We start from the raw sequence: 20682 nt of genomic DNA, 5'->3' as shown, positions 1-20682 counted from the left end.
CCCGGTCAGTCCACCGGCTTCAGCGACCGCATCCAGGCGACCAGCGCGTCCAGGTCGGCGTCGGTCATCCTGGCGTAGAAGCCGAAGCCCATCGGCGGCATCAGGCGCGTGCCGTCGCGGCTGACCCCTTGGGTGATCGCCCGCTTGATCTCGGCATCGGTCCAGTCGCCGAGCGCCGCCGGGGTGATGTTGCGCGAGATCGAAGTGCCCCACGGTCCCGGGAACTCGCGGGTGCCGGCCCCCTCGCGGGCCATGTCCAGCCCACCCTTGTCGGTCATCGGGGTGTGGCACTCCACGCAGTGCCCGACCGGCCCGGCCAGGTAGCCGCCATAGGCGACCTTGTCGGAGCGCGGCGGCGCCTCGACGCCGGACACCGCCGGCCCCCAGCTCGGCGGCAGCGGCATCCGGTAGACGCTCGCCGGCACCTTGTTCTTCACCGGCTTGACGGTCCGCAGGTAGGCGACCATTGCCTTCGCGTCGTCGTCTGCGATGCCGCGGTACAGCCAGAACGGCATCGGCGGGCCCATGACGCGCCCGTCGCGGGTGACGCCCTCGCGGATCGCCCGGACGATCTCGTCATCGGTCCAGGAACCGATCCCGGTCTCCTCGTCCGGGGTGATGTTGGCCGGCCAGGCGTCGAACGCCGCATCCTGGATCGGCGGGCCGCCGGCATACTCCTTGCCGGGGATCGGTCCGTTCGCGTCCTGCAGCGAGTGGCAGTTGCCGCATCCGGCGATCGACTCGACCAGGTAGCGCCCCCGTTCGACCGGGGTCTCGGCGTCCGCCGGCAGGCTCCAGCCCGCCGCCAGGACACCGGCCATCATGGCTATTCTCAGAAACATTTCTTGTTGCCTCCACGCCTCTCCCCACGGGCGATACAGGCCATAAATTCCACGTCCGGTGCAATCGCGATCCGTCGACCCGCGCGAGGGCGGTCGTCGAGAGCCGACTGCGCGTGCTATCCGGTGCCGCCCCTGCTTCCGCTGCGGAGACCGTATGACGACCCCCGCCTCGCCCACGGCCCCGGGCCGGTCGCTGATCGTGCTGCTCGGCTCGCTGGTGATGGTCGGGCCGCTGGCGGTCGACATGTACCTGCCGAGCCTGCCGGACATCGCCGCGAGCCTCGCCGCCCCGGCCGCCGAGGTGCAGCAGACCATCACCGTGTTCCTGCTCGGCTTCGCGCTCGGCATGCTGGTCTACGGACCGATCTCCGACCGGTTCGGGCGGCGGCCGGTGATCGCGGCCGGGCTGGCGTTGTTCCTGCTCGCCTCGATCCTGTGCGCGGCGGCCGACGGCATCGGCACCCTGACCGTGGGCCGGCTGCTGCAGGCGATCGGCGGCGGGGCGGCCTCGGCGCTGGCGCGGGCGGTCGCCAAGGACCTGTTCTCGACCGAGGGCGCCGCCCGGGCACTGTCGCTGATGGCGATGGTGATGGCGGTCGCGCCGCTGGCCGCGCCCACGATCGGCGGCCAGATCCTGCTGGTCGCCGACTGGCGCACGATCTTCCATGTGCTGGCGGCGTTCGGGGCGGCCGGGTTGCTGGCGACCCTGACCCTGCTGCCGGAATCCCTGCCGCCCTCGGCCCGGGCCGGGATCCGGCTGCTCGGCGCGTTCGGGGCGTACGGCCGGCTCCTGGCCGACCGGCACGCGCTCGCCGACCTGGCATCCGGCGCCTTCACCAGCGCCGCCATGTTCGCCTACATCACCGGCACGCCGTTCGTTTACATCGAGTATTTCGGCGTACCGCCGCAGTGGTACGGGGCGCTGTTCGGCGCCAACGTCGCCGCACTGCTGATCGCCTCCGGCCTGAACGCCCGATACGTCGGGCAGGCCGGGCTGCGGCGCATCACCCGGCTGTCGATCGTCCTGGCGGCGATCGGCGGCACGGCGCTGCTGGCGGCCGGCGCGACCGGCTTCGGCGGGCTGTGGGGGGTAGCGGTGCCACTGCTGCTGGTGGTCGGGGTGCAGACCCCGGTCGCCGCCAACTGCACCGCCCGGCTGATGGGCCGGTTCCCGGCCAGCGCCGGCGCCGCCTCGGCGCTGTTCGGCGCGGTCCGGTTCGGCCTGGGCGCCGGCGCCAGCGCCCTGGTCGGCCTGCTGCACGACGGCACCCCGCTGGCGATGTGCGCGGTGGTGGCGGCGTGCTGCGTCCTGGCCTTCGTCGCCCGCTTCGGCCTGGACCGCCTGAACCGCGCCGCGGACTAGAACCGGGTCAGGGGCGGCAGCGGGCCGCGACCGGCCGGCCGTCGAGGGTCGAGCCGTCGCCGCACACCACCGTGCAGGAACCGACACCCCGGCAGGCGCTGCGGGCGAGATCGGCAAGCGCCCGGCGTGTCGGCACGGTGTCGCTGCAGGCGGCCGCAAGCAGACCGACGGCCAGCACGGCCAAGGCACGCAGCGCGGTCATGGCTCCTCCGATCCCGGCCCCGGCTCGACGTCCAGCAGATCGCCCGGCCGGCAGTCCAGCGCCTCGCACAGCCTCTCGAGGGTGGCGAACCGGATGCCCTTCACCTTGCCGGACTTCAGCAGCGACAGGTTGGTCTCGCTGATCCCGATCCGCTCGGCCAGATCCTTCGAGCGCATCTTGCGACGCGCCAGCATGACGTCGAGCCTGACGACGATCCGCATGCCCCGGGCCGCCGGTCAGATCATCAACGCGTTCTCGTCGGCGATCCGCCGGCCCTCGCGCAGGACCCAGGCGACCGCCAGGAACACCAGCCCGATCAGCACCGCGGCGACGTCGTCGGAGCCGAGCGCGATCGCCAGTTGCCGCTGGCCCGGCGGGTTCGCGATGGTCAGCACCAGCACCGACAGGGTATGGGCCACCGGCTTCAGCGCCGCCTGCACCAGCACCGCCAGCGCAAAGTCGCGCAGGGCCCGGGCGCCGGCCTCCGAGAACACCTCGCCCCGGGCGATCCGCTCGAACAGCGTGGCCAGCCGCACCATCCCCCAGACGACCACCAGGCCCGGCACCACCCCGACCACGAACGCCGCCCGCAGCCGCCACGGCTCTGCCAGCGCCCGCTCCACCGGCAACCCGGCCATGCCCGCCTGGTTCAGCACCCAGTCCGGCGCCAGCGCCGCCACCAGGGCGACGGCCAGCGGAATTGCGGCGGCGGCGGCCAGCAGCAGCCAGCGCAGCACGCCGGCAAACCGGACCAGCCGGCGGCGGGTCGCTTCGGGATCGTCGGAGACGGGGTCGATGATGCTCATGAGTTTATGCAATACATAAATTTAATGATGCGAGTCAACAATCGTCGAGCGCAGGCATAGGTCGTCGCCGCAGCGACGCCGGGGCGCGGCCGCTCACCGGCGTGCCGGATCTAGCTGCGGTCGTTGACGCAGCGGACCGGGCGGTCGAAGTAACTGACGTCGGAACAGGAGCGTCCGAAGGTCCGGTCGATCCAGTAGAAGCTGTTGCGGCCGGTCACCGCCTGCGGCGCGTTGAAGGCGGCAGCGCCGACTCCCATGGCGACGGGCGTGCAGCCGGCGGCAGCGGCGAGCGCGATCGCCGCGGCGACGATGCGGATCAGGCGGACGGATGCGGATCGGGTCATGGCGGATCTCCGAAATTCTTTCGGGGGCCTCGGTTTCGGGGCCGTGTCGTGCCGTCGTTTTGACGGGTGCGAACAGTTTACCCGAGACGCCGGAACTCCGCCACGATCTCGTCGACCGTGGCGATCGCGGCCAGCAGCTTCAGGGTCTCCAGGGTGGCCTCATGCTGGCGCAGGGTAGCGGTCGAGCAGGCGTCGGCCGCGACCGTCACGTCGTAGCCGAGATCGGCGGCGTGCCGCACCGCGTGGTCGACCGCGTAGGCCGTCGACACCCCGCAGATCACCAGCCGGCGCGGCCGCAGGGGAAACAGCACCTCGTCCAGGATCGAGTTGTGGAAAACGTTGTTGCGGGTGTGGGTCACCACCGCCTCGCCGTCCTCCGGCCCGAGCCCGTCGAGGAATTCCGCCCCCCAGCTGCCCTCGAGCCAGGCGCCGATCTCGACGAACCGGCGGAACACCGGGGTGTTGGCGATCACCGTGCGCATGTCGGCCGGAAACGCCAGGCGGGTGTGGACGATCGGCACCCCGGCGCCCCGGGCCGCCGCGAACAGCCGCTTCGCCGCCGCCAGGCGCTGCTCGCTCCAGGCCCGGTCCTCGCCGATGCCGATCCCGACCTTGCCGTCGGGGTGGCAGTTCTCGTTCTGATAGTGAATCGCCAGGACGACGGTATCGGACTCGGCAGTTCCGGGCATGCAGACCCCCTTTTCGGATTTCGCCGGCTTTGACGCGGCGGCACGAGCCCCTATGTTCGCCCGGAACCCGACGGAGATCACGCCCCATGGACACCATCGACCTGCTCCTCACCCGCCGCTCTGTCGTCGCCAAGGACATGGGTGAGCCGGGGCCGGACGACGCCACCCTGGACAAGATCCTGGGCGCCGGCATCCGGGTGCCCGACCACGGCAAGCTCGGCCCCTGGCGCATCCAGGTGCTGCGCAAGGCCGGCCAGAAGGCGCTCGGCGAGGTGCTGGCGAAGATCTACGCGGCCGACAACCCGGGCGCCGAGGAGCGGCTGGTCGAGGCCGAGCGCCTGCGCCCGCAGCGCGCGCCGATCCTGCTGGCGGTGACCGCGCGGATCGACCCGCACCACCCGAAGATCCCGGTGATGGAGCAGCAGCTGTCGGGCGGCGCGCTGTGCCAGAACATCCTCGTAGCGGCCCACGCCAGCGGCTTCGTCGCCCAGTGGCTGACCGAGTGGCCGGCCTTCCACCCCGAGGTCCGCAAGGCGTTGGGCCACGCGCCGGAGACCGAGATCATCGGCTTCATCTACATCGGCACGCCGATGACCCCGCCGAACGAGCGCCCGCGCCCGACCCTGGAGCAGGTGGTCAGCGAGTGGACCGGGCCGGCCGCATGAGCGGCGGCGGCACGGGGCACGGCGGCACGGGCCGGGGCGGCCGGGAGATCTCGCCGATGGCGAAGATCGTCGCCCTGGCGGCGGGCAAGCTGGTGCTGCTGGCGATCGTCGTTCTCGGGGTACTGTATTACCTGAATTAGCCCGAAGGCTGTTTTCAAGACCGACAATCATCCCTTATGGTTGCATTCACCGCCACAAGGGAGGGTCAGTCGATGCGGATCACCGCCATCGTCGCGAGCGCGGTCCTGCTGGGGCTGCTGGCCGGCTGCACCACCACCGCCGCGACCGACCGGGCGTCGCCCGCGCCGACCCTGGACGAGGTCGCCTTCGAGGCGGCGATCAGCGACGCCAGCAGCCAGTCGGCGGCCAACGTCTACGACCGGCTGTTCGCGCTCAGCGACGGCAACCCGAAGCTGGTCTGGCGGGACCCTGCCGCCAGGCGACAGGTCAAGGTCGTGTCGCTGATGTCGCAGGCTGCCTACGACAAGTACTACAGGGACACGCCGGGCGGCGTGACCGGCGGGGTCTACGCCTGGGTCACCCTGGCGCCGCAGATCCAGGAGTTCTGCCGCGCGACCGGCCTGTCAGGCGACGCCCTGAAGGGCCGGCTGCGCGAGCATCTCGGCCTGGTGCCGGATCGTCCGTACGACATGTTCGTCGAGCTCTGGGTAGACCGTGGCGACCTGTTCCGGCCGTGCCCGGATCCGGAGACCGACGACACCGCCTGCGACGTCGCCTTCCCGGTCGAGAACAGCCTGCCGGTGGCGCCGGCGGTCAAGGGCGTCGACGACTACCTCGCCTGGTTCAACGCCACCTATGCCTGGGCCTACGCGCCGGGCGGCGCCCCCTGGACCCGGCTCGGCTACACCTACGACTGGAACCCCGATACCCCGAAATTCGGCGCCAGCGAGTACCTGATCACCGAGGGGGCCGTGTGGGAGGTCGCCGGGGCGCAACCGGTCGACGCGTATTGCCGGCAATGAACGATCTCCGGCGAACCCTGTCGAGGCGCCCCCTGTGGAGGGTCGTCCTCGTCATCGCCGGGGGCTACGTCGCCTTCCTCGCCGTCGCCGTCGCGGTGCTCGAATACACCACCCGGCAGGACGACGCGCTGTGCCAGTCATACGAAATCAAGTACCACCAGATCAGCGCGACCGGCGAAGCCGTCGACCGCCACGGCGCGCTTTGCGAGGCCATCGTGAGCCGGTGCGAGAAGCCGGTCAGCGAGCGTCTGTGCCGACCCTAGAGGGTTCCGGGACCGGGAGCCCGTGACCCCGGCGGACAGTTCCCGGGTCCGACCGACGGCGCGAGACCCGCGGCTGCGCTCCCCCGGAAAGGGTGCTACTAACGCCCTTCCCAGACACGATGCCGGGTCCCCGGGTGGACGATCTCGACCTTCTCATCGACCTGCATCGCGAGGCCGCGCGCCAAGGTCCCGGCGGCGACGAGGAGACGCGGCTTTCGATCGCGCTGTCGGGCCTGCGCGGCGCGCAGGGCCTGAGGATCGCGGACATCGGCTGCGGAACCGGCGCATCGACGCTCGTCCTCGCCCGCGAGCTCGACGCCACCGTCACGGCAGTGGACTTCGTCCTGGCGTTCCTCGACCGGCTCGCCGAAGCGGCGCAACGGGCGGGGCTCGACGACCGGATCGAAACGCTGGCCGCGTCGATGGACGCGCTGCCTTTCGAGGACCGGTCGCTCGACGCGATCTGGTCCGAGGGCGCGATCTACAACATGGGCTTCGAGGCCGGGGTGCGGGCGTGGCGCCGGTTCCTCGAGCCCGGCGGCATCCTGGCGGTCTCCGACCTGACCTGGCTGACCGGCGACCGGCCCGCCGAGCTGGAACGGCACTGGACGCGGGAGTACCCGGGGGTCGCCACCGCGTCGACGAAGATGGCGATCCTGGAAGCCAACGGCTATTCGCCGATCGGCTATTTCCCGCTTCCCGAACGGTGCTGGCTGGCCAACTACTATCGTCCGATGCAGGAGCGGTTCGCCGGGTTCCTGTCGCGCAACGGCCACTCGCGGGCGGCGCGGGCGGTCGTCGAGGCGGAGCAGGCGGAGATCGCGCTCTACGAGCGGTTCTCGGCGTTCTACGGCTACGGCTACTACGTGGCGCGGCGCACCCCGGGCTGAGTCGCCGCCTCGGCCTCGGTCAGCGGTCCTCCGCGTCCCCGAGGTACAGCCGCCGGGCCGCCGCGAACGCCAGCATCCGGTCCTCGACCAGACGGTTGACGCTGCCCTCGGGGAACAGCCCGTCGGCGCCGCGCTCGCCGGCCGGCACGCCGGTCAGCAGCGTGATGCCCCGGTCGATCGTGTCGACCGGCCAGATCCGGAAGGCGCCGCGCCTGCAGGCCTCGACCACCTCGGGCTTCAGCATCAGGTGCTCGACGTTGGCGCGCGGGATCATCACGCCCTGCTCGCCGGTCAGGCCACGCTCGTTGCAGACGTCGAAGAAGCCCTCGATCTTCTCGTTCACCCCGCCGATCGCCTGCACCCGGCCCATCTGGTCGACCGAGCCGGTGACCGCCACGCCCTGGCGGATCGGCAGACCGGACAGCGCCGACAGCAGGGCGTACAGCTCGGTCGACGACGCGCTGTCGCCGTCGACCCCGCCATAGGACTGCTCGAACACCACGCTGGCCTGCAGCGCCACCGGCACCTCCGGTGCGTAGGTCGCGGCGAGGTAGCCCTGCAGGATCAGCATGCCCTTGGAGTGCAGCGGCCCGCCGAGCTCGACCTCGCGCTCGATGTCGATGACGCGCCCGCGTCCCACCCGGACCCGCGCCGAGATCCGGGTCGGCCGGCCGAAGGCGAGCTGCCCGGCCTGCATGACCGTCAGCCCGTTGACCTGGCCGACCGCCCGGCCGTCGGTGGCGATCCGCACGGTCTCGCGCAGGATCTGCTCGCGCAGCCGCCGCTCGACCCGGTCGGTGCGGTAGCGCTGGGCGTCCAGCGCGTCCTCGACGTCGGCCGCCCGGATCACCTTGTGGCGGCGGTCGCGCCCGACATAGTCGGCCTCGCGCATGACGTCGGCGATCGCCCCGACCCGGGCGGTGACCTTGCGGGCGTCCGACACCATCCGCGAGCAGTGCTCGATCACCCGCTCCACCGCCCGGCGGTCGAACGGCCGCAGCCCCGAGCGCCGCTGGATGGTGGCGATCAGCCGGGCGTACAGCATGTCGTGGGCGGCGTCGCGGTCCATGACGTCGTCGAAATCGGCCGCCACCTTGAACAGGTCGGCGAAGTCCGGGTCCATCGCCGACAGCGCGGCGTACACCCGCTGGTCGCCGAACAGCACGATCTTGACCGCGAGCGGCACCGGGCAGGGTTGGATCGACACCGCCAGCGCCGTCGTCGCCGACTCCGCCGGCCCCTCGATCACCACCCGCTCGGCGTACAGGGCGCGCTTGAGCGCATCCCAGGCGTGCTGGTTGCGCAGCAGCTTCTGGGCGTTCAGCAGCAGGTAGCCGCCGTTCGCCTGGTGCAGCGCGCCCGGCCGGATCAGGGTGAAATCGGTCAGCATCGCGCCCATGTGCGCACGGTGCTCGATGCGCCCGACCAGCCGGCCGAGGGTCGGGTGGTCCTCCGAGACCACCGGTGCCCCGGCATCCGGGTCGTTGCTGACCAGGACGTTCGCCTCCCAGCGCCGGAACCGGCCGCCGGGAGGACCGGCATCGCCGGCCTCGTCAGCCGGGGCGAACGCGGAGACGTTGTCGATCAGGTCGTCGCGCAGCCGGTCCATCCAGGCGGCGGCCGCCGGCGGCAGGTCCAGGCCGCTCCGGGCCTCGGCGATCTCGATGTCGACCAGGGCGGCGGCCTCGCTCCGGTCGAGCTCGCGCACCGCCGCCTGGCGCTCGCGCTCGACGATCGGGGCCTTGTGGACCGCGGCCCGCAGGTGGCCCTGGACCTCCTCGATCGCCGCCTGCAGCTCGGCCCGCCTGGGCTCGGGCAGGGCGTCGAACGCCTCCTGCGGCATCGGCTTGCCGTCCGCGACCGGCGCCACCACCAGCCCCTGCTGGGTGCGCAGCAGCGCCAGCCCACGCTTCCCCGCCTCCTGCGCCACGTCCTTGAAGCGCGCCTCCGACTGCTCGGCGAACCGCTTGTCGAGAGCCTCGCGCTTGAGCCGGTAGTCCTCGCCCTCGAACAGGCTCGGCACGCTGTCGCGCAGATCGGCGACCAGGGCGGCCAGCCGCCGGGCGAACGCCGGGCCGGTTCCGGCCGGCAGCGGCAGGCAACGCGGCCGGTGGGCGTCGTCGAAGTCGTTGACGTACACCCAGTCGTCCGGCGACGGCAGCGCCACGGCCCGCTCGGTCAGGTAGCGGCGGACCGCCGCGTGCTTTCCCGAGCCTTTCGGGCCGACCACGAACAGGTTGTAGCCGCGCGACCGCATGCGGGCGGCGAACCGCACGGCCTCCAACGCCCGGTCCTGGCCGACCAGGGTCTCGACGTCGGCAAGTTCCTTGGTGGTCCGGAAGTCGAGCCCCGAGAGATTCGTGCGGCGATACAGCGCCTCGGCGGGCAGCGGCTCGGCGGAATACGGTTCGGCGGAAAGCTGTTCGGGCGCCATGGGGGTCTCCGGCCAGTCACGCGGCGGGCGCCATTCGACCCGAGGTACCGGCCGCTGTCGAGGCTCGGCCTTGCGGACCGGCCGGCGCTGCGTTCGAATGCCGCCAGACCGATTCCGGGAGGACCCCCATGCCCCACGCTACCGTCAACGGTATCCGCCTGTTCTACCGAGTCTCCGGCAAGGAGGACGCGCCGCCCCTGCTGCTGTCGAACTCGCTGGCGTCCAACATGCACATGTGGGACCCGCAGATGGAGGCGTTCGACCGGCATTTCCGGGTCATCCGCTACGACAGCCGCGGGCACGGCCAGTCGCAGGTTCCGGACGGAGCCTACACCATCGACATGCTGACCGAGGACGCGGTCGGGCTGCTCGACCATCTCGGGATCGCCAGGGCGCATTTCTGCGGGCTGTCCAAGGGCGGCATGGTCGGCCAGCGACTCGCCACCCTGCATCCCGAGCGGGTCGACCGGCTGGTGCTCGCCGACACCTCCGCCTACATGGGGCCGGCGGATCTCTGGGAAGGCCGGATCCAGATCGCCGAAGGCCAGGGCATGGCCGGGCTCGTCGATTCGACCATCAACCGCTGGTTCACCGCGCCGTTCCAGGCCAAGGATCCCGGGGCGGTCGCCAAGATCCGCGCCATGATCCTGGCGACCGAGGTCAAGGGCTTCGTCGGCTGCTGCCGGGCGATCCAGGCGATGGACCAGCGCGAGACCATCGCGGCGATCGCCGCCCCGACCCTGATCATCGTCGGCGCCGACGATTCCGGCACTACCCCGGACATGGCGCGCGACATCCAGGAGCGCATCCCGCACTCGCACCTGACCATCCTGCCGGAGGCGGCCCACCTGTCGAACATCGAGCAGGCGGCGCTGTTCGACAACGCGGTGCTGGAGTTCCTGGAGGCGAAGTAAGGCTCAGCCGCCCGTCGCACCGTGGGTTCCGGCTCGGCCGCGCCGGGGGCGGCGCGGCCGTCCGGAATGACGACAAGGAATGAACGGCGGCCAATACTGTTTCTCTGTCGTCATTCCGGACCGGATTGCCGGAGGCGAGACGGAGCCGGAACCCACGCAGCGACCGGCGATCGACGGTTGCGAACGCGAGGCCGCCCCTAGAACCGGTACCCTACGCTGAACGCGCCGAACAGGCTCGGGCCTTCCTGGCCGTCGAACTCCTTGGTGCGCAGGGCCTGGACGTAGGACACCCGGACGTCGCCGAACGTCAGGACCAGGCCGGCCGAGAGGTCGGCGACCAGCGGCTCCTTGTCGACGCTGCGGCTGTCCCGGAAGGTGTTGCCGTCCAGGAAGATGTTGCGGGCGACCGCCCGGCCCTCGGCGCCGGCGAACACGTACCAGCCGAACCCGTCGCCGGCCTCGCGCGGCGCGAAGTACTCCGATCCCGGGGTGTGCGGCTGCAGGCGGGGGGGCCCGTAGTCGTAGCGCGGCGGCTCGCCGAACCGCAGCGTCAGGCCGGCGGCGGCGTGGGTGAACACGTTGCCGAGCGCCAGCCCGACATGCGGCGAGGCGTCGGCCCTGAGATCGCCGATCACCGGCTCCGACGGCACCACCCAGCGGCGTTCCAGGTTCAGCAGCACCGCCGGCTCGTCGTGCAGCTGGTGGTGCCAGCCCTGCGGCTCCGGCGAGTTGATGATGCTGTGGACGAACTTCTGCGCCTGCTCGCCGAGCGCCGACGGCCCGACCACGCCGAGCGACAGCTGGACGCTGGTCTGGGTGCGACGGCCCGCGCCGGTGGCCAGGTCGTTCAGCACCCCGACCGTACCGTACAGCCAGCCGGCATAGGGCTGGTCGTCGGGGTCCGGGTCCGTCACCGTGATGTCCGACGGCGTGTACATGTTCTGCCCGACCCCGACGGTCCAGCGGACCGAGCCGAGGGTGCCGATCAGCGGACGGGCGGCATCGACCACCGCCTCCGGGACGTCGCCGACCCGGCTGGTCCGGCTGAGCCGGATGCCGTTGGTGAAGTACCGGTCGGTGTCGTTGGTCAGGTCGTTCTCGAGCGTGAACGTCCAGACCGGGCGCTCGTCCTCGGCGGGGCGGCCCGGCGCCGGTGCCTCGGCCTGGCCGGGGCCGGCGCCGAGCAGTACGAGCGACAGGAACGCCGGGAGAATGATCGGTGTGCGTTGCAGCATGGCCGCACTATGGCGCGCCGCCGCCGGCGCCGCCATCGCCAATGCCGCAACCCGGCCCGCACCGCGGGGGGTTGACCCGGCGGCCGGCTTGTGGCTCAACTCTGCGCCATGATGTTCGGACCCTGGACGCTCGCCCTTCGACTTACGGACCCGGCTCTCTGACGAGAGACCGGGCACTATCCGTTCGCCGTTCGCGTCCATCCCGAGGGTTCCAACGCCGATGACTGTCGGCATACCTTTCATCCCCGCCGCCGCAAGCTGCCGCTTTCCACGGATTGTGGAATGCGTTCGCGTGGCTCCGGTTCCGGGCGATCGGACGGCCCCTGCACGCCGCACCTCCCAATTCGCACGACGACGCGCGCCCGCCCGGTGAGCCGCGGGGCGCGCCACAGGAGACCACGATGAACGTTCAAGCGATCCACAAGTACCGGTCCTACCCGCCGGTCGGCCTGGTCGACCGGACCTGGCCGAACAAGGTCATCGAGCGCGCCCCGATCTGGTGCTCGGTCGACCTGCGCGACGGCAACCAGGCGCTGGTCGACCCGATGGACGGCCCGCGCAAGCGGCGCCTGTTCGACACCCTGGTGAAGATGGGCTTCAAGGAGATCGAGGTCGGCTTCCCCTCGGCCTCCGACACCGACTTCAACTTCGTGCGCGAGCTGATCGAGAAGAACCTGATCCCCGACGACGTGACGATCCAGGTCCTGACCCAGGCCCGCGAGCACCTGATCGACCGCACCTTCGAGGCCGTGCAGGGCGCGAAGAACGTCATCATCCACCTGTACAACTCGACCTCCGAGCTGCAGCGCCGCGTGGTGTTCCAGCAGGACCAGGCCGGCGTCAAGCAGATCGCCGTCGAAGGCGCCGAGATGATCAAGGCGCGGCTCGACCGGCTGAAAGGCACCAACGTCACCCTGCAGTACTCGCCCGAGAGCTTCACCGGCACCGAGCTGGAATACGCGCTCGAGGTCTGCGAGGCGGTGATGGACGTCTGGTTCCCGGTCACCCGGAACAAGATCATCATCAACCTGCCGTCGACCGTCGAGATGTCGACCCCTAATATCTACGCCGACCAGATCGAGTGGATGCACCGCCGCTTCAGCCGGCGCGACCGGGTCATCCTGTCGGTGCACCCGCACAACGACCGCGGCACCGGCGTGGCGGCGACCGAGCTGGCGATCATGGCCGGCGCCGACCGGGTCGAGGGCACGCTGTTCGGCAACGGCGAGCGCACCGGCAACGTCGACATCGTCACCCTGGGCCTGAACCTGCTGACCCAGGGCGTCGACCCGAAGCTGGACTTCTCCGACATCAACGGCCTGATGGAGACGGCGGAGTACTGCACCCAGCTGCCCATCCACCCGCGCCACCCCTATGCCGGCGAGCTGGTGCACACCGCGTTCTCGGGCTCGCACCAGGACGCCATCAACAAGGGCATGAAGGCGATCCAGGCCTCGAACTCGGGGATCTGGGAGGTGCCGTACCTGCCGATCGACCCGCACGACATCGGCCGCACCTACGAGGCGGTGATCCGGGTCAACTCGCAGTCCGGCAAGGGCGGCATCGCCTACATCCTGGAGACCGACCACCACATCAAGCTGCCCAAGGAATGGCAGGCCCAGTTCAGCCAGGTTATCCAGCGCCTGACCGACGCCACCTCGCGGGAGATCTCCAGCCAGGAGATCTGGGACGCCTTCGACAAGGAGTACGTCACTCAGCCGAACGGCCGCTTCGACCTGGTGTCGTTCGAGGCCAGCCGGGTACCGGGCTCCAACCAGGTGGTCCGGATCAAGGCCGAGGTGAGCTGCGACGGCGAGGTCCGGACGATCGAGGCCGAGGGCAACGGCCCGGTCAACGCGTTCTCCAAGGCGATGCGGGAGGCGTTCGGCCTGAAGTTCCGGCTCAAGGACTACGCCGAGCACACCCGGTCGGTCGGTTCGGACGCCGAGGCGGCCGCCTATATCGAGCTGAAGGCACCGGACGAACAGGGCCGAAGCGTGTTCGGCGTCGGCATCGCGACCGACATCACCATGGCGCCGATCAGGGCGGTGGTCAGCGCCTGCAACCGGCTCTGAGCCCCGGGGTCGGGCCGCTTCGGCGGCCCGGCCGCCCGAGGTCGACACGGCCCATCACGAGACTGTGTCCATTCTGCAACAGTCACCCCCTGGAACCGGCGCCACCGGGCCCCCACTTATCCACAACACCCGGACCGACGTGGCGGCGCATCCTGCCCCGCGCCGCGCGGTTCCTAGACTCCTCTCGGCGGTCCGGGACGCCGGGTAGAGGCGAGAGCCTCTTCCGTCGCGACCGGGCCGACCCACCCCATGCCCCCGGGGCCGGGTCGGCCCGACGCGCCCTGCCCTGCGGCTCAGCGGTGAGCGACGAAGATCCCCCGTATCGGCGCCGGGTCGCCGACGAACGCCGTCGGGTGCGGGGCGAAGTCGACACGCCGGAACCCCAGCGCCGACAGCATGCCCATGACGCAGCGCGGGTTCGGCGACCACCAGTTGGTCGGGTCGCCGTCGAGTTCCGATCCCGGGAAGAACTGCATCGCGGCCTCCTCGACATGGTGCAGGTGGAGCGTGGTCTCCACAACCAGGGTCCCGTCGCAGACGCCGGCCGCCGCCCGCAAACCTTCGAACGGGTTGCGCAGGTGGTACAGCACCCCCAGGAACAGCACGACGTCGTGGCGGCCGACGGTGGCCTCCGCGATCTCGAGCGCGTCGATATCCATGTCTTCGACCCGGCTGCCGAGCAGCTCGCGCGCCAGGCGGAACCCGTCGGCGGTACCCCAACCCTCGCCGCTCCAGGAGAAGTGGTCGGTCGCCAGCACCGACCGCGCGCCCCGCAGCTCGGCCTGGAACGAGAAGAAGCCGTCCCAGGCGCCGATGTCGAGGCATCGCTTGCCGGCGATGTCCGCGGGAAGGGCGGCCGCCGCCTCCAGTTCCAGCGTCCGGCGGTCCTTCTGGCCCCTCGCCACCACGCCGTCGCCGAAGTCGAACGAGTGGAACCACTGGACGCCCGCAACCCGCCGCGCCGGATCGCCGCCGCCGGCCGCTGCCGCCGGCAGGCGCCGGTAGTTGTCGACCCGGAACACGATCCCGTCCTGCTGTCCCTCCAGGGGCTGGCCGGTCGCCGCCGCCACCACCTCGATGCGGTGCGGCTCGCCGTCGTACAGTGCGTCCGGGAAGGCCCACTCGAACGCGCAGCCGCCATCGCCGAGGCCGTGCGCCCGCAGGTCCTCGCGCCGTATCGCGGGGGTCAGTTCGGCCTCGGGCACCCCGTCGACCAGGATCCTCACCGGGGCCGACGCGCGCCTGTCCGTGTCCCACGCCCAGCCGCCCAACGACAGCTGCGACCGCCCCTCGACGTGCCCGATCACCGCCATTGCGACGGTCCTCCCGCAAATCCGGTCATGTCCCTCGGCCCCACCCGCCCGTGCCCGTGGCGCAGGATACCCGGATTGCCGGCCGACGGGTACGCGCCTGCCCTTGCACGGCCTGGAAAACTGCGGTCTCGTGACGGGATGGTGACGATCGAACGCGGGGAGTGGCAGCACGCCCCGAAACCGCTGCACACCGACCACCTGATCTGCGCGATCGGCGACGTCCACGGTCGCGCCGACCTGCTGGACCCGCTGCTGGCGGCCCTGGCCGACGACGCCCGGGTACCGGGCGTCGCGCACGCCACCTGCATCTTCCTCGGCGACCTGATCGACCGCGGCGAACAGTCGTTCCAGACGCTCGGCCTGGCCGCCGGCGGGCTGGCCGCCTATCTGGGCGACCGCATGCCGGTCGAGGACGTGCTGCTGCTCGGCAACCACGACGCCTGGCTGAAGGCGGCGTTCGAGGACCGGCTGACCGCCGAGCTGGCCGAGCTGTGGGCCGCCAACGGCGGGCAGCGGACCTGGCGGTCCCTGAAGGTGCCGCCGCTGACCCCGCTGCAGGGGCTGGGCCCGGCCCTGCGCGCCGGCGTCCCGCAGTTCGTCCAGGACGCGATCCGCGGCATGCGCCCGTCGCGCCGGATCGGCGACTACCTGTTCGTCCACGCGGGGGTGGACCCGCGCCGCCCGCTCGACGACCAGCCGGAGGAGGTCGTCACCTGGATCCGCGACCCGTTCCTGCACCCGGAGGATCATCACTGGCCGTTCGAGGTGTTCGTGATCCACGGCCACACGCCGGAGGAGCCGTTCGAGCGGCCGACCGTCGAGAAGCACCGCATCAACCTGGACACCGCCGCGGTGTTCACCGGCGTGCTGACCGCCATCGAGATGCGCAACGACCGCTACCGCTTCGTGCAGGCCAAGGGGTAGCCACCTGATCGCATTCCGATGCGTGGGTCCCGGGTTGCGCTACGCGCCCCCGGGATGAGGTCGGGTGGGCGGATGAACTCCCTCATCCCGGACGACGCGCCAGCGGCGGTCCGGGACCCACGCCGCAACTGCCCTTACAGCCCGACCATCGCCCGCACGTCCCCAGGCGTCCGGCCGGCCTCGCGCAGCGCCCGCAGCGTCAGCGCCCGGTCGCGCTTGGCGTAGCGCCGTCCCTCGGGATCGGTCAGCAGCCCGTGGTGCCGGTAGCGCGGGGTCGGCAGGTCCAGCAGGGCCTGCAGCAGCCGGTGCACGTGGGTCGCCTGGAACAGGTCCTCGCCGCGCACCACCAGGCTGACGCCCTGCAGCGCGTCGTCGACCGTCACCGACAGGTGGTAGCTGGTCGGCGTGTCCTTGCGCGCCAGCACCACGTCGCCGAACGCCGCCGGATCCGCCGTCTGCACGCCGTGCGTCTCGTCCGCCCACGTCAGCGGGCCGGCCCGCTCCAGCGCCGCCGCCATCCGCAGCCGCAGGGCATAGGGCTCGCCGGCCGCCAGCCGGGCTTGCCGCTCGGCCGCCGGCAGCAGCCGGTCGGCGTCGACCACCACCGGCCCTTCCGGCCCCTGCATGGCCTGGAAGTGCGGTGCCGACAGCGCGGCGTCCAGCTCCTTGCGGCTGAGGAAGCAGGGGTAGAGCAGGCCCATCGCCTCGAGCCGGTCGAGGGCGGCACGGTAGTCGGCCATGTGCTCGGACTGCCGGCGCACCGGCCGCTCCCACTCCAGGCCGAGCCAGGCGAGGTCCTCCTCGATCGCCGCCACGAACTCCTCGCGGCAGCGGCCGGCGTCGATGTCCTCGATGCGCAGCAGGAAGCGGCCGCCGACCTTACGCGCGGCATCGTGCGCCAGCATCGCCGAGTAGGCGTGGCCGAGATGCAGCAGTCCGGTCGGGCTTGGGGCGAAACGGGTGACGGTCACGGGACGGGCGATCGGGGTCATGCCGGCATGATGACAGAGACGGGTCGCCCGGCTAGGGTCCGCCGACGCGAACGGAGGAACACGCTTCATGATCGAACTCGACGGCCCGCGTTTCGGCCCGGCAGCGGGCGGCAGGCCCGAGGCCCTGGTGGTGATGCTGCACGGCGTCGGCGCCGACGGCAACGACCTGATCGGCATCGCGCCGATGTGGGCGCCGCTGATGCCGACCGTCGCCTTCGTGGCGCCGAACGGGCCGGAGCCCTGCGACATGGCGCCGTACGGCTATCAGTGGTTCAGCCTGCAGGACCGCTCGGCGGCCTCGATGCTGGCCGGGGTACAGGCGGCGGCGCCGGTCGTGAACGCGTTTCTCGACCGCGAGCTGGAGCGCCACGGCCTCGGGCCGGACAAGCTGGCCCTGGTCGGGTTCAGCCAGGGCACCATGACCTCGCTGTACACCGTGCCGCGCCGGCCGACGCCGGTGGCCGGCGTCCTCGGCTACTCCGGCGCGCTGATCGGCGCCGACACCCTGGCCGCCGAGGCGACCGCCAAGCCGCCGGTCATGCTGGTGCACGGCACCGCCGACCCGGTGGTGCCGTTCCAGGCGATGGCGGCCGCCGAGCAGGTGCTGACCTCGGCCGGGATTCCGGTCGAGACCTTCGCGTGCCGCGGGCTGGCCCACGGAATCGACCAGGACGGGCTGCGCCTGGGTGTCGGTTTCCTCAAGCACGTCCTATCTGTATGACTCGGGGACCGTCGCCGCGAGGTCTTGCGGCGGGCATAAATCTGTAACAACATCTAGTTATACAGACGAGGCGACTGGGCTGGAAACTCCCGAACAGGGGCCGATCGACGCGATGAGCAGGAGGCAGACAGTCAAGATGTTGTGGCGGCATCGGCCGCAACACTCGACGACTCGCCCTAGTCGCAGCCGCCGCTCGTCTCTCCCGACCGGGAGGACGGCGCGGTGACGGGGCCGGACAACGCCCCTGCGCTTGTCCTCAACGCCGACTTCCGGCCGCTCTCGTATTTTCCGCTGTCGCTCTGGTCCTGGCAGGACGCCGTCAAGGCGGTGTTCCTGGACCGGGTCAACATCGTCTCGCACTACGACACGGTGGTCCGCAGCCCCAGCTTCGAGATGAAGCTGCCGAGCGTGATCGCGCTCAAGGAATACGTCCACCAGTCGCGCAAGCCGGCGTTCACCCGGTTCAACGTGTTCCTGCGCGACCGCTTCGCCTGCCAGTACTGCGGCGACCGGTTCCCGACCCACGAGCTGACCTTCGACCACGTCGTGCCGCGCTCGCGCGGCGGCCGGACCAGCTGGGAGAACGTCGTCACCGCCTGCGGCGCCTGCAACCTGCGCAAGGGCAACCACATGCCGCGCGCCATCGGCATGGTCCCGCAGGTCACGCCGCGCCAGCCGACCGCCTACGACCTGCAGGACGCCGGCCGCGGCTTCCCGCCGAACTACCTGCACGAGAGCTGGCGCGACTACCTGTACTGGGACATCGAGCTGGAGCAGGACGACGACGGCGGCCGCCCGGCGGCCTCCACGCTGCCGGCGTTCTAGGCCACCGTTTTCCGCCCGTCGCTTCGTGGGTTCCGGCTCCGTCCCGCCGCTGGCGGTCCGGTCCGGAATGACGTCGGGAAGGGAGCGCCCCTTCCTCTGCCGTCATTCCGGACGGACGCGCCGCTCCGGCGCGGTCGAGCCGGAACCCACGAAGCGACGGGCGCAACCATGGCCCGGTCTGGCGATTGCCATCCACCGCCGGCGAAACGTATAACTTGATATAGATATCATTGCCGCCGGACGCTGCGATGCACCACGCGACCGACAGGACCGACCCGCTGCGGCTCGACGACATCCCGGATGCCGCCAGCCTGGTGCACGTCACCGCCGAGCGGCTGTTCCGGATGCTGAAGGCGCAGATGGCGGCCGCGCTCGAGGCCCGGGGCTCGTCGATCGTCGAGTGGCGGATCCTGCTGATGCTGCGGATCCACGGCCGGATGCCGCAGAAGCGCCTGGTGCACGAGGTGGCGATGGCGCAGGCCCAGGTCAGCCGAACGCTGTCGGCCATGCAGGGGCGCGGGCTGGTCGAGGCCGAGCGCTCGAGCGACGACCGGCGGGTCTGGCTGTTCGCCCTGACCCCGGCCGGCCGCGAGTTGTACGGCCGGATCGCCCCGACCATGGCGGCCCGCAAGGAACTGCTCGACGGCAGCCTGACCGGCGAGAGCCTGGCCGCCTTCCTGGACGGCGCCCGCACGGTCGCGCACGCCGCCGCGATAGAGATCAGGGACCACGAAGCGAGCGCCGACCCGGGAGCCTCTCCCGCGATTCCGGCGCCAGGACAGGGGAGCACGACATGAGACTGGCAACGTTGACTTTCGGGCTGCTGGCCGCGCTGGCGATCGCCGTCCCGGCCCACGCCGAGTGGAAGCCCTCGGGCCCGGTGAAGCTGGAGATCGGCTTCGGACCCGGCGGCGAGACCGACACCATGGGCCGCGCCATCGCCGCCGAGATGAAGAAGCAGACCGGCTGGGACGTGATCGCCGCGAACAAGCCGGGCGGCGGCGGGGTCGCCATGTTCACCGGCGTCGGCGCCGCCAAGCCGGACGGGATGACCGTCGGCATGGGGGTCAGCATGCCGGTCCTGATCAACCTGGTGCTGCGCGGCGACAAGCTGCCGTTCAAGCTCGACAGCTTCGACTACCTGGCGACCGTCACCCGCGCCCAGGTGGCGATCGTCGCCAAGGCCGACGCCCCGTTCGACGACGTCGCCGGGCTGGTGGCGTACTCCAAGGCCAACGGCGGCGCCCCGGTGGCGTTCGACGCCAAGCCGCAGGAGCTGATCCTGCGCGGCATCAACAAGCAGGACGACGCCGGCATCCGCCCGGTCTCGTCCAAGAGCTCGGCCGAGATGATCCAGAACGTGCTGGGCGGCCACGTGGTCGCGTCGTTCGCCGCCGGCGCCCACATCGAGTACCTGAAGAGCGGCGACCTCAAGATGCTGGCCAGCGCCACCGCCGATCGCCACGGCTACGCCCCCGACACCAGGACCCTGCGCGAGCAGGGCTACGACCTGGCGGTCGACCCGTGGTTCTACTTCGCCGCGCCGGCCGGGCTGCCGGCCGACGCCAGGGCCGGGCTGGCCAAGGCTCTCGACGCCGCCATCGCCTCCGACGCGGTGCGCAAGCTGGTCGCCAACGCGTTCCACAGCGAGGTCGAGAACCGCGGGCCGGACGGCACGGCCAAGATGATGACCGACGGCATCGCCAGCGTGAAGGTGCTGTTCGGACAGTAGCGGGGGTCGCGAAGCACCGGCCGCAACCTCGGGGAGCACCCGCGTGACCCTCGATCGACTCTCCGGCCTGGCGGTCGCCGGCTTCGGCGCCGTGCTCCTGCTGTGGGTCATTCCCGGCCAGGTCGAGCCGGTCGACTACGGCTGGATCCGGCCTGAGACCCTGCCGAACCTGACCGCCGGCGCCCTGCTGCTGCTCGGCCTGCTGCAGGCCGCCGCCGGCGGCGGCGTCGCGCGCCTGCCCCTGCGGCCGACCGCCCGGGCCCTGCTGTATCTCGGCTACACAGCCGTGGCGGTCTGGGCGATGGGCCGGCTCGGTTTCGTGTGGGTGGCGCCGCTCATGGTGCTGCTGCTGATGCTGTGGATCGGCGAGCGCCGGCCGCTGTGGCTCGGGCTCGGTGCCGCGGTGGTGCCGGCGGTGGTGTGGGGCGTCGTGGTCGGCCTGCTCGGCCGCACCCTGCCGGGCGGCTGAA

Annotated in this window: 24 protein-coding genes; 14 read left to right on the top strand and 10 right to left on the bottom strand. The window is 71.3% G+C overall.

Annotated features, from left to right (window positions below):
- Nucleotides 1-5: 5 nt before the first annotated feature.
- A complete protein-coding gene (locus tag IE246_RS22340) occupies nucleotides 6-842 on the bottom strand; it encodes a cytochrome c (protein WP_189993840.1) in 837 nt (278 codons plus the stop codon).
- Nucleotides 843-996: 154 nt separating this feature from the next.
- Here IE246_RS22340 and IE246_RS22335 point away from each other — a divergent pair, with 154 nt between their 5' ends.
- Nucleotides 997-2205, top strand: coding sequence for a Bcr/CflA family multidrug efflux MFS transporter (locus tag IE246_RS22335; protein ID WP_189993838.1), 1209 nt, complete (start codon nucleotides 997-999; stop codon nucleotides 2203-2205).
- Nucleotides 2206-2212: 7 nt separating this feature from the next.
- Here IE246_RS22335 and IE246_RS22330 read toward each other — a convergent pair whose 3' ends face one another.
- The 5 genes from IE246_RS22330 to IE246_RS22310 form a co-directional block, all read right to left on the bottom strand.
- Entirely contained in the window at nucleotides 2213-2407 is a 195-nt protein-coding gene (locus IE246_RS22330) for a hypothetical protein (RefSeq protein ID WP_189993836.1), read from the bottom strand.
- Nucleotides 2404-2628, bottom strand: a complete 225-nt coding sequence (locus IE246_RS22325) for a helix-turn-helix domain-containing protein (protein WP_189993834.1) — start codon at nucleotides 2626-2628, stop codon at nucleotides 2404-2406. The genes IE246_RS22330 and IE246_RS22325 overlap by 4 nt, the downstream gene beginning before the upstream one ends.
- Before the next feature lie 15 nt (nucleotides 2629-2643).
- Nucleotides 2644-3213 (bottom strand): DUF2975 domain-containing protein, encoded by a 570-nt coding sequence (locus IE246_RS22320; RefSeq protein ID WP_189993832.1) that lies wholly within the window; start codon nucleotides 3211-3213, stop codon nucleotides 2644-2646.
- 110 nt (nucleotides 3214-3323) lie between these two features.
- Nucleotides 3324-3557 (bottom strand): hypothetical protein, encoded by a 234-nt coding sequence (locus IE246_RS22315; protein ID WP_189993830.1) that lies wholly within the window; start codon nucleotides 3555-3557, stop codon nucleotides 3324-3326.
- Nucleotides 3558-3634: 77 nt separating this feature from the next.
- A complete protein-coding gene (locus IE246_RS22310; RefSeq protein ID WP_189993828.1) occupies nucleotides 3635-4246 on the bottom strand; it encodes a cysteine hydrolase family protein in 612 nt (203 codons plus the stop codon).
- Between the two features lie 86 nt (nucleotides 4247-4332).
- Here IE246_RS22310 and IE246_RS22305 point away from each other — a divergent pair, with 86 nt between their 5' ends.
- The 5 genes from IE246_RS22305 (at nucleotide 4333) to IE246_RS22285 (ending at nucleotide 7047) form a co-directional block, all read left to right on the top strand.
- A complete protein-coding gene (locus IE246_RS22305) occupies nucleotides 4333-4911 on the top strand; it encodes a nitroreductase family protein (RefSeq protein WP_189993826.1) in 579 nt (192 codons plus the stop codon).
- Nucleotides 4908-5051 carry a hypothetical protein gene (locus IE246_RS22300; protein WP_189993824.1) on the top strand — a complete coding sequence of 48 codons (144 nt, stop codon included), beginning with the start codon at nucleotides 4908-4910 and terminating at the stop codon, nucleotides 5049-5051. Before IE246_RS22305 ends, IE246_RS22300 begins: the two co-directional genes overlap by 4 nt.
- A 72-nt stretch (nucleotides 5052-5123) precedes the next feature.
- Complete coding sequence (locus IE246_RS22295) at nucleotides 5124-5894, top strand: hypothetical protein (protein WP_189993822.1); 771 nt, start codon at nucleotides 5124-5126, stop codon at nucleotides 5892-5894.
- Nucleotides 5891-6157 (top strand): hypothetical protein, encoded by a 267-nt coding sequence (locus IE246_RS22290; RefSeq protein ID WP_189993819.1) that lies wholly within the window; start codon nucleotides 5891-5893, stop codon nucleotides 6155-6157. Before IE246_RS22295 ends, IE246_RS22290 begins: the two co-directional genes overlap by 4 nt.
- Nucleotides 6158-6291: 134 nt before the next feature.
- Nucleotides 6292-7047 (top strand): class I SAM-dependent methyltransferase, encoded by a 756-nt coding sequence (locus tag IE246_RS22285; RefSeq protein ID WP_189993817.1) that lies wholly within the window; start codon nucleotides 6292-6294, stop codon nucleotides 7045-7047.
- Between the two features lie 19 nt (nucleotides 7048-7066).
- On the opposite strand, the gene IE246_RS22280 is transcribed toward IE246_RS22285, so the two are convergent.
- Nucleotides 7067-9481, bottom strand: coding sequence for a Lon protease family protein (locus tag IE246_RS22280; RefSeq protein WP_189993815.1), 2415 nt, complete (start codon nucleotides 9479-9481; stop codon nucleotides 7067-7069).
- Nucleotides 9482-9609: 128 nt separating this feature from the next.
- Here IE246_RS22280 and pcaD point away from each other — a divergent pair, with 128 nt between their 5' ends.
- A complete protein-coding gene (pcaD, locus tag IE246_RS22275) occupies nucleotides 9610-10395 on the top strand; it encodes a 3-oxoadipate enol-lactonase (RefSeq protein ID WP_189993813.1) in 786 nt (261 codons plus the stop codon).
- 197 nt (nucleotides 10396-10592) lie between these two features.
- Here the strand turns inward: pcaD and IE246_RS22270 are convergent, their stop codons facing one another.
- Nucleotides 10593-11630: a lipid A deacylase LpxR family protein gene (locus IE246_RS22270; RefSeq protein ID WP_189993811.1), complete on the bottom strand. Its 1038-nt coding sequence runs from the start codon at nucleotides 11628-11630 to the stop codon at nucleotides 10593-10595.
- Between the two features lie 401 nt (nucleotides 11631-12031).
- On the opposite strand from IE246_RS22270, the gene leuA reads away from it, so the two are divergent.
- Nucleotides 12032-13705, top strand: coding sequence for a 2-isopropylmalate synthase (leuA, locus tag IE246_RS22265; RefSeq protein ID WP_189993809.1), 1674 nt, complete (start codon nucleotides 12032-12034; stop codon nucleotides 13703-13705).
- A gap of 293 nt (nucleotides 13706-13998) precedes the next feature.
- Here leuA and IE246_RS22260 read toward each other — a convergent pair whose 3' ends face one another.
- Nucleotides 13999-15018 (bottom strand): class I SAM-dependent methyltransferase, encoded by a 1020-nt coding sequence (locus tag IE246_RS22260; RefSeq protein WP_189993807.1) that lies wholly within the window; start codon nucleotides 15016-15018, stop codon nucleotides 13999-14001.
- A gap of 141 nt (nucleotides 15019-15159) precedes the next feature.
- Here IE246_RS22260 and IE246_RS22255 point away from each other — a divergent pair, with 141 nt between their 5' ends.
- Nucleotides 15160-15942: a metallophosphoesterase gene (locus tag IE246_RS22255; protein WP_189993805.1), complete on the top strand. Its 783-nt coding sequence runs from the start codon at nucleotides 15160-15162 to the stop codon at nucleotides 15940-15942.
- A gap of 134 nt (nucleotides 15943-16076) precedes the next feature.
- On the opposite strand, the gene gluQRS is transcribed toward IE246_RS22255, so the two are convergent.
- Nucleotides 16077-16913 (bottom strand): tRNA glutamyl-Q(34) synthetase GluQRS, encoded by an 837-nt coding sequence (gene gluQRS, locus IE246_RS22250; protein WP_189993803.1) that lies wholly within the window; start codon nucleotides 16911-16913, stop codon nucleotides 16077-16079.
- Nucleotides 16914-17001: 88 nt separating this feature from the next.
- On the opposite strand from gluQRS, the gene IE246_RS22245 reads away from it, so the two are divergent.
- The 5 genes from IE246_RS22245 to IE246_RS22225 all read left to right on the top strand — a co-directional run bounded on the left by IE246_RS22245 (nucleotide 17002) and on the right by IE246_RS22225 (nucleotide 20681).
- Nucleotides 17002-17655 (top strand): alpha/beta hydrolase, encoded by a 654-nt coding sequence (locus tag IE246_RS22245; RefSeq protein WP_189993801.1) that lies wholly within the window; start codon nucleotides 17002-17004, stop codon nucleotides 17653-17655.
- A 222-nt stretch (nucleotides 17656-17877) separates the two neighbouring features.
- Nucleotides 17878-18480 carry an HNH endonuclease gene (locus IE246_RS22240; RefSeq protein WP_189993799.1) on the top strand — a complete coding sequence of 201 codons (603 nt, stop codon included), beginning with the start codon at nucleotides 17878-17880 and terminating at the stop codon, nucleotides 18478-18480.
- A gap of 248 nt (nucleotides 18481-18728) precedes the next feature.
- Nucleotides 18729-19277, top strand: coding sequence for a MarR family winged helix-turn-helix transcriptional regulator (locus IE246_RS22235; RefSeq protein WP_189993797.1), 549 nt, complete (start codon nucleotides 18729-18731; stop codon nucleotides 19275-19277).
- Nucleotides 19274-20212, top strand: a complete 939-nt coding sequence (locus tag IE246_RS22230) for a tripartite tricarboxylate transporter substrate binding protein (RefSeq protein WP_189993795.1) — start codon at nucleotides 19274-19276, stop codon at nucleotides 20210-20212. Before IE246_RS22235 ends, IE246_RS22230 begins: the two co-directional genes overlap by 4 nt.
- Before the next feature lie 43 nt (nucleotides 20213-20255).
- The gene (locus IE246_RS22225; protein ID WP_189993793.1) at nucleotides 20256-20681 is read left to right on the top strand and encodes a tripartite tricarboxylate transporter TctB family protein; all 426 of its coding nucleotides are present in this window, start codon (nucleotides 20256-20258) and stop codon (nucleotides 20679-20681) included.
- Nucleotide 20682 lies beyond the last annotated feature (1 nt).

The organism is Thalassobaculum fulvum (assembly GCF_014652915.1).
Classification (GTDB): domain Bacteria; phylum Pseudomonadota; class Alphaproteobacteria; order Thalassobaculales; family Thalassobaculaceae; genus Thalassobaculum_A; species Thalassobaculum_A fulvum.
The sequence above is the reverse complement of the archived record's forward strand: the minus strand, read 5'-3'. Positions and strand labels throughout refer to the sequence as shown.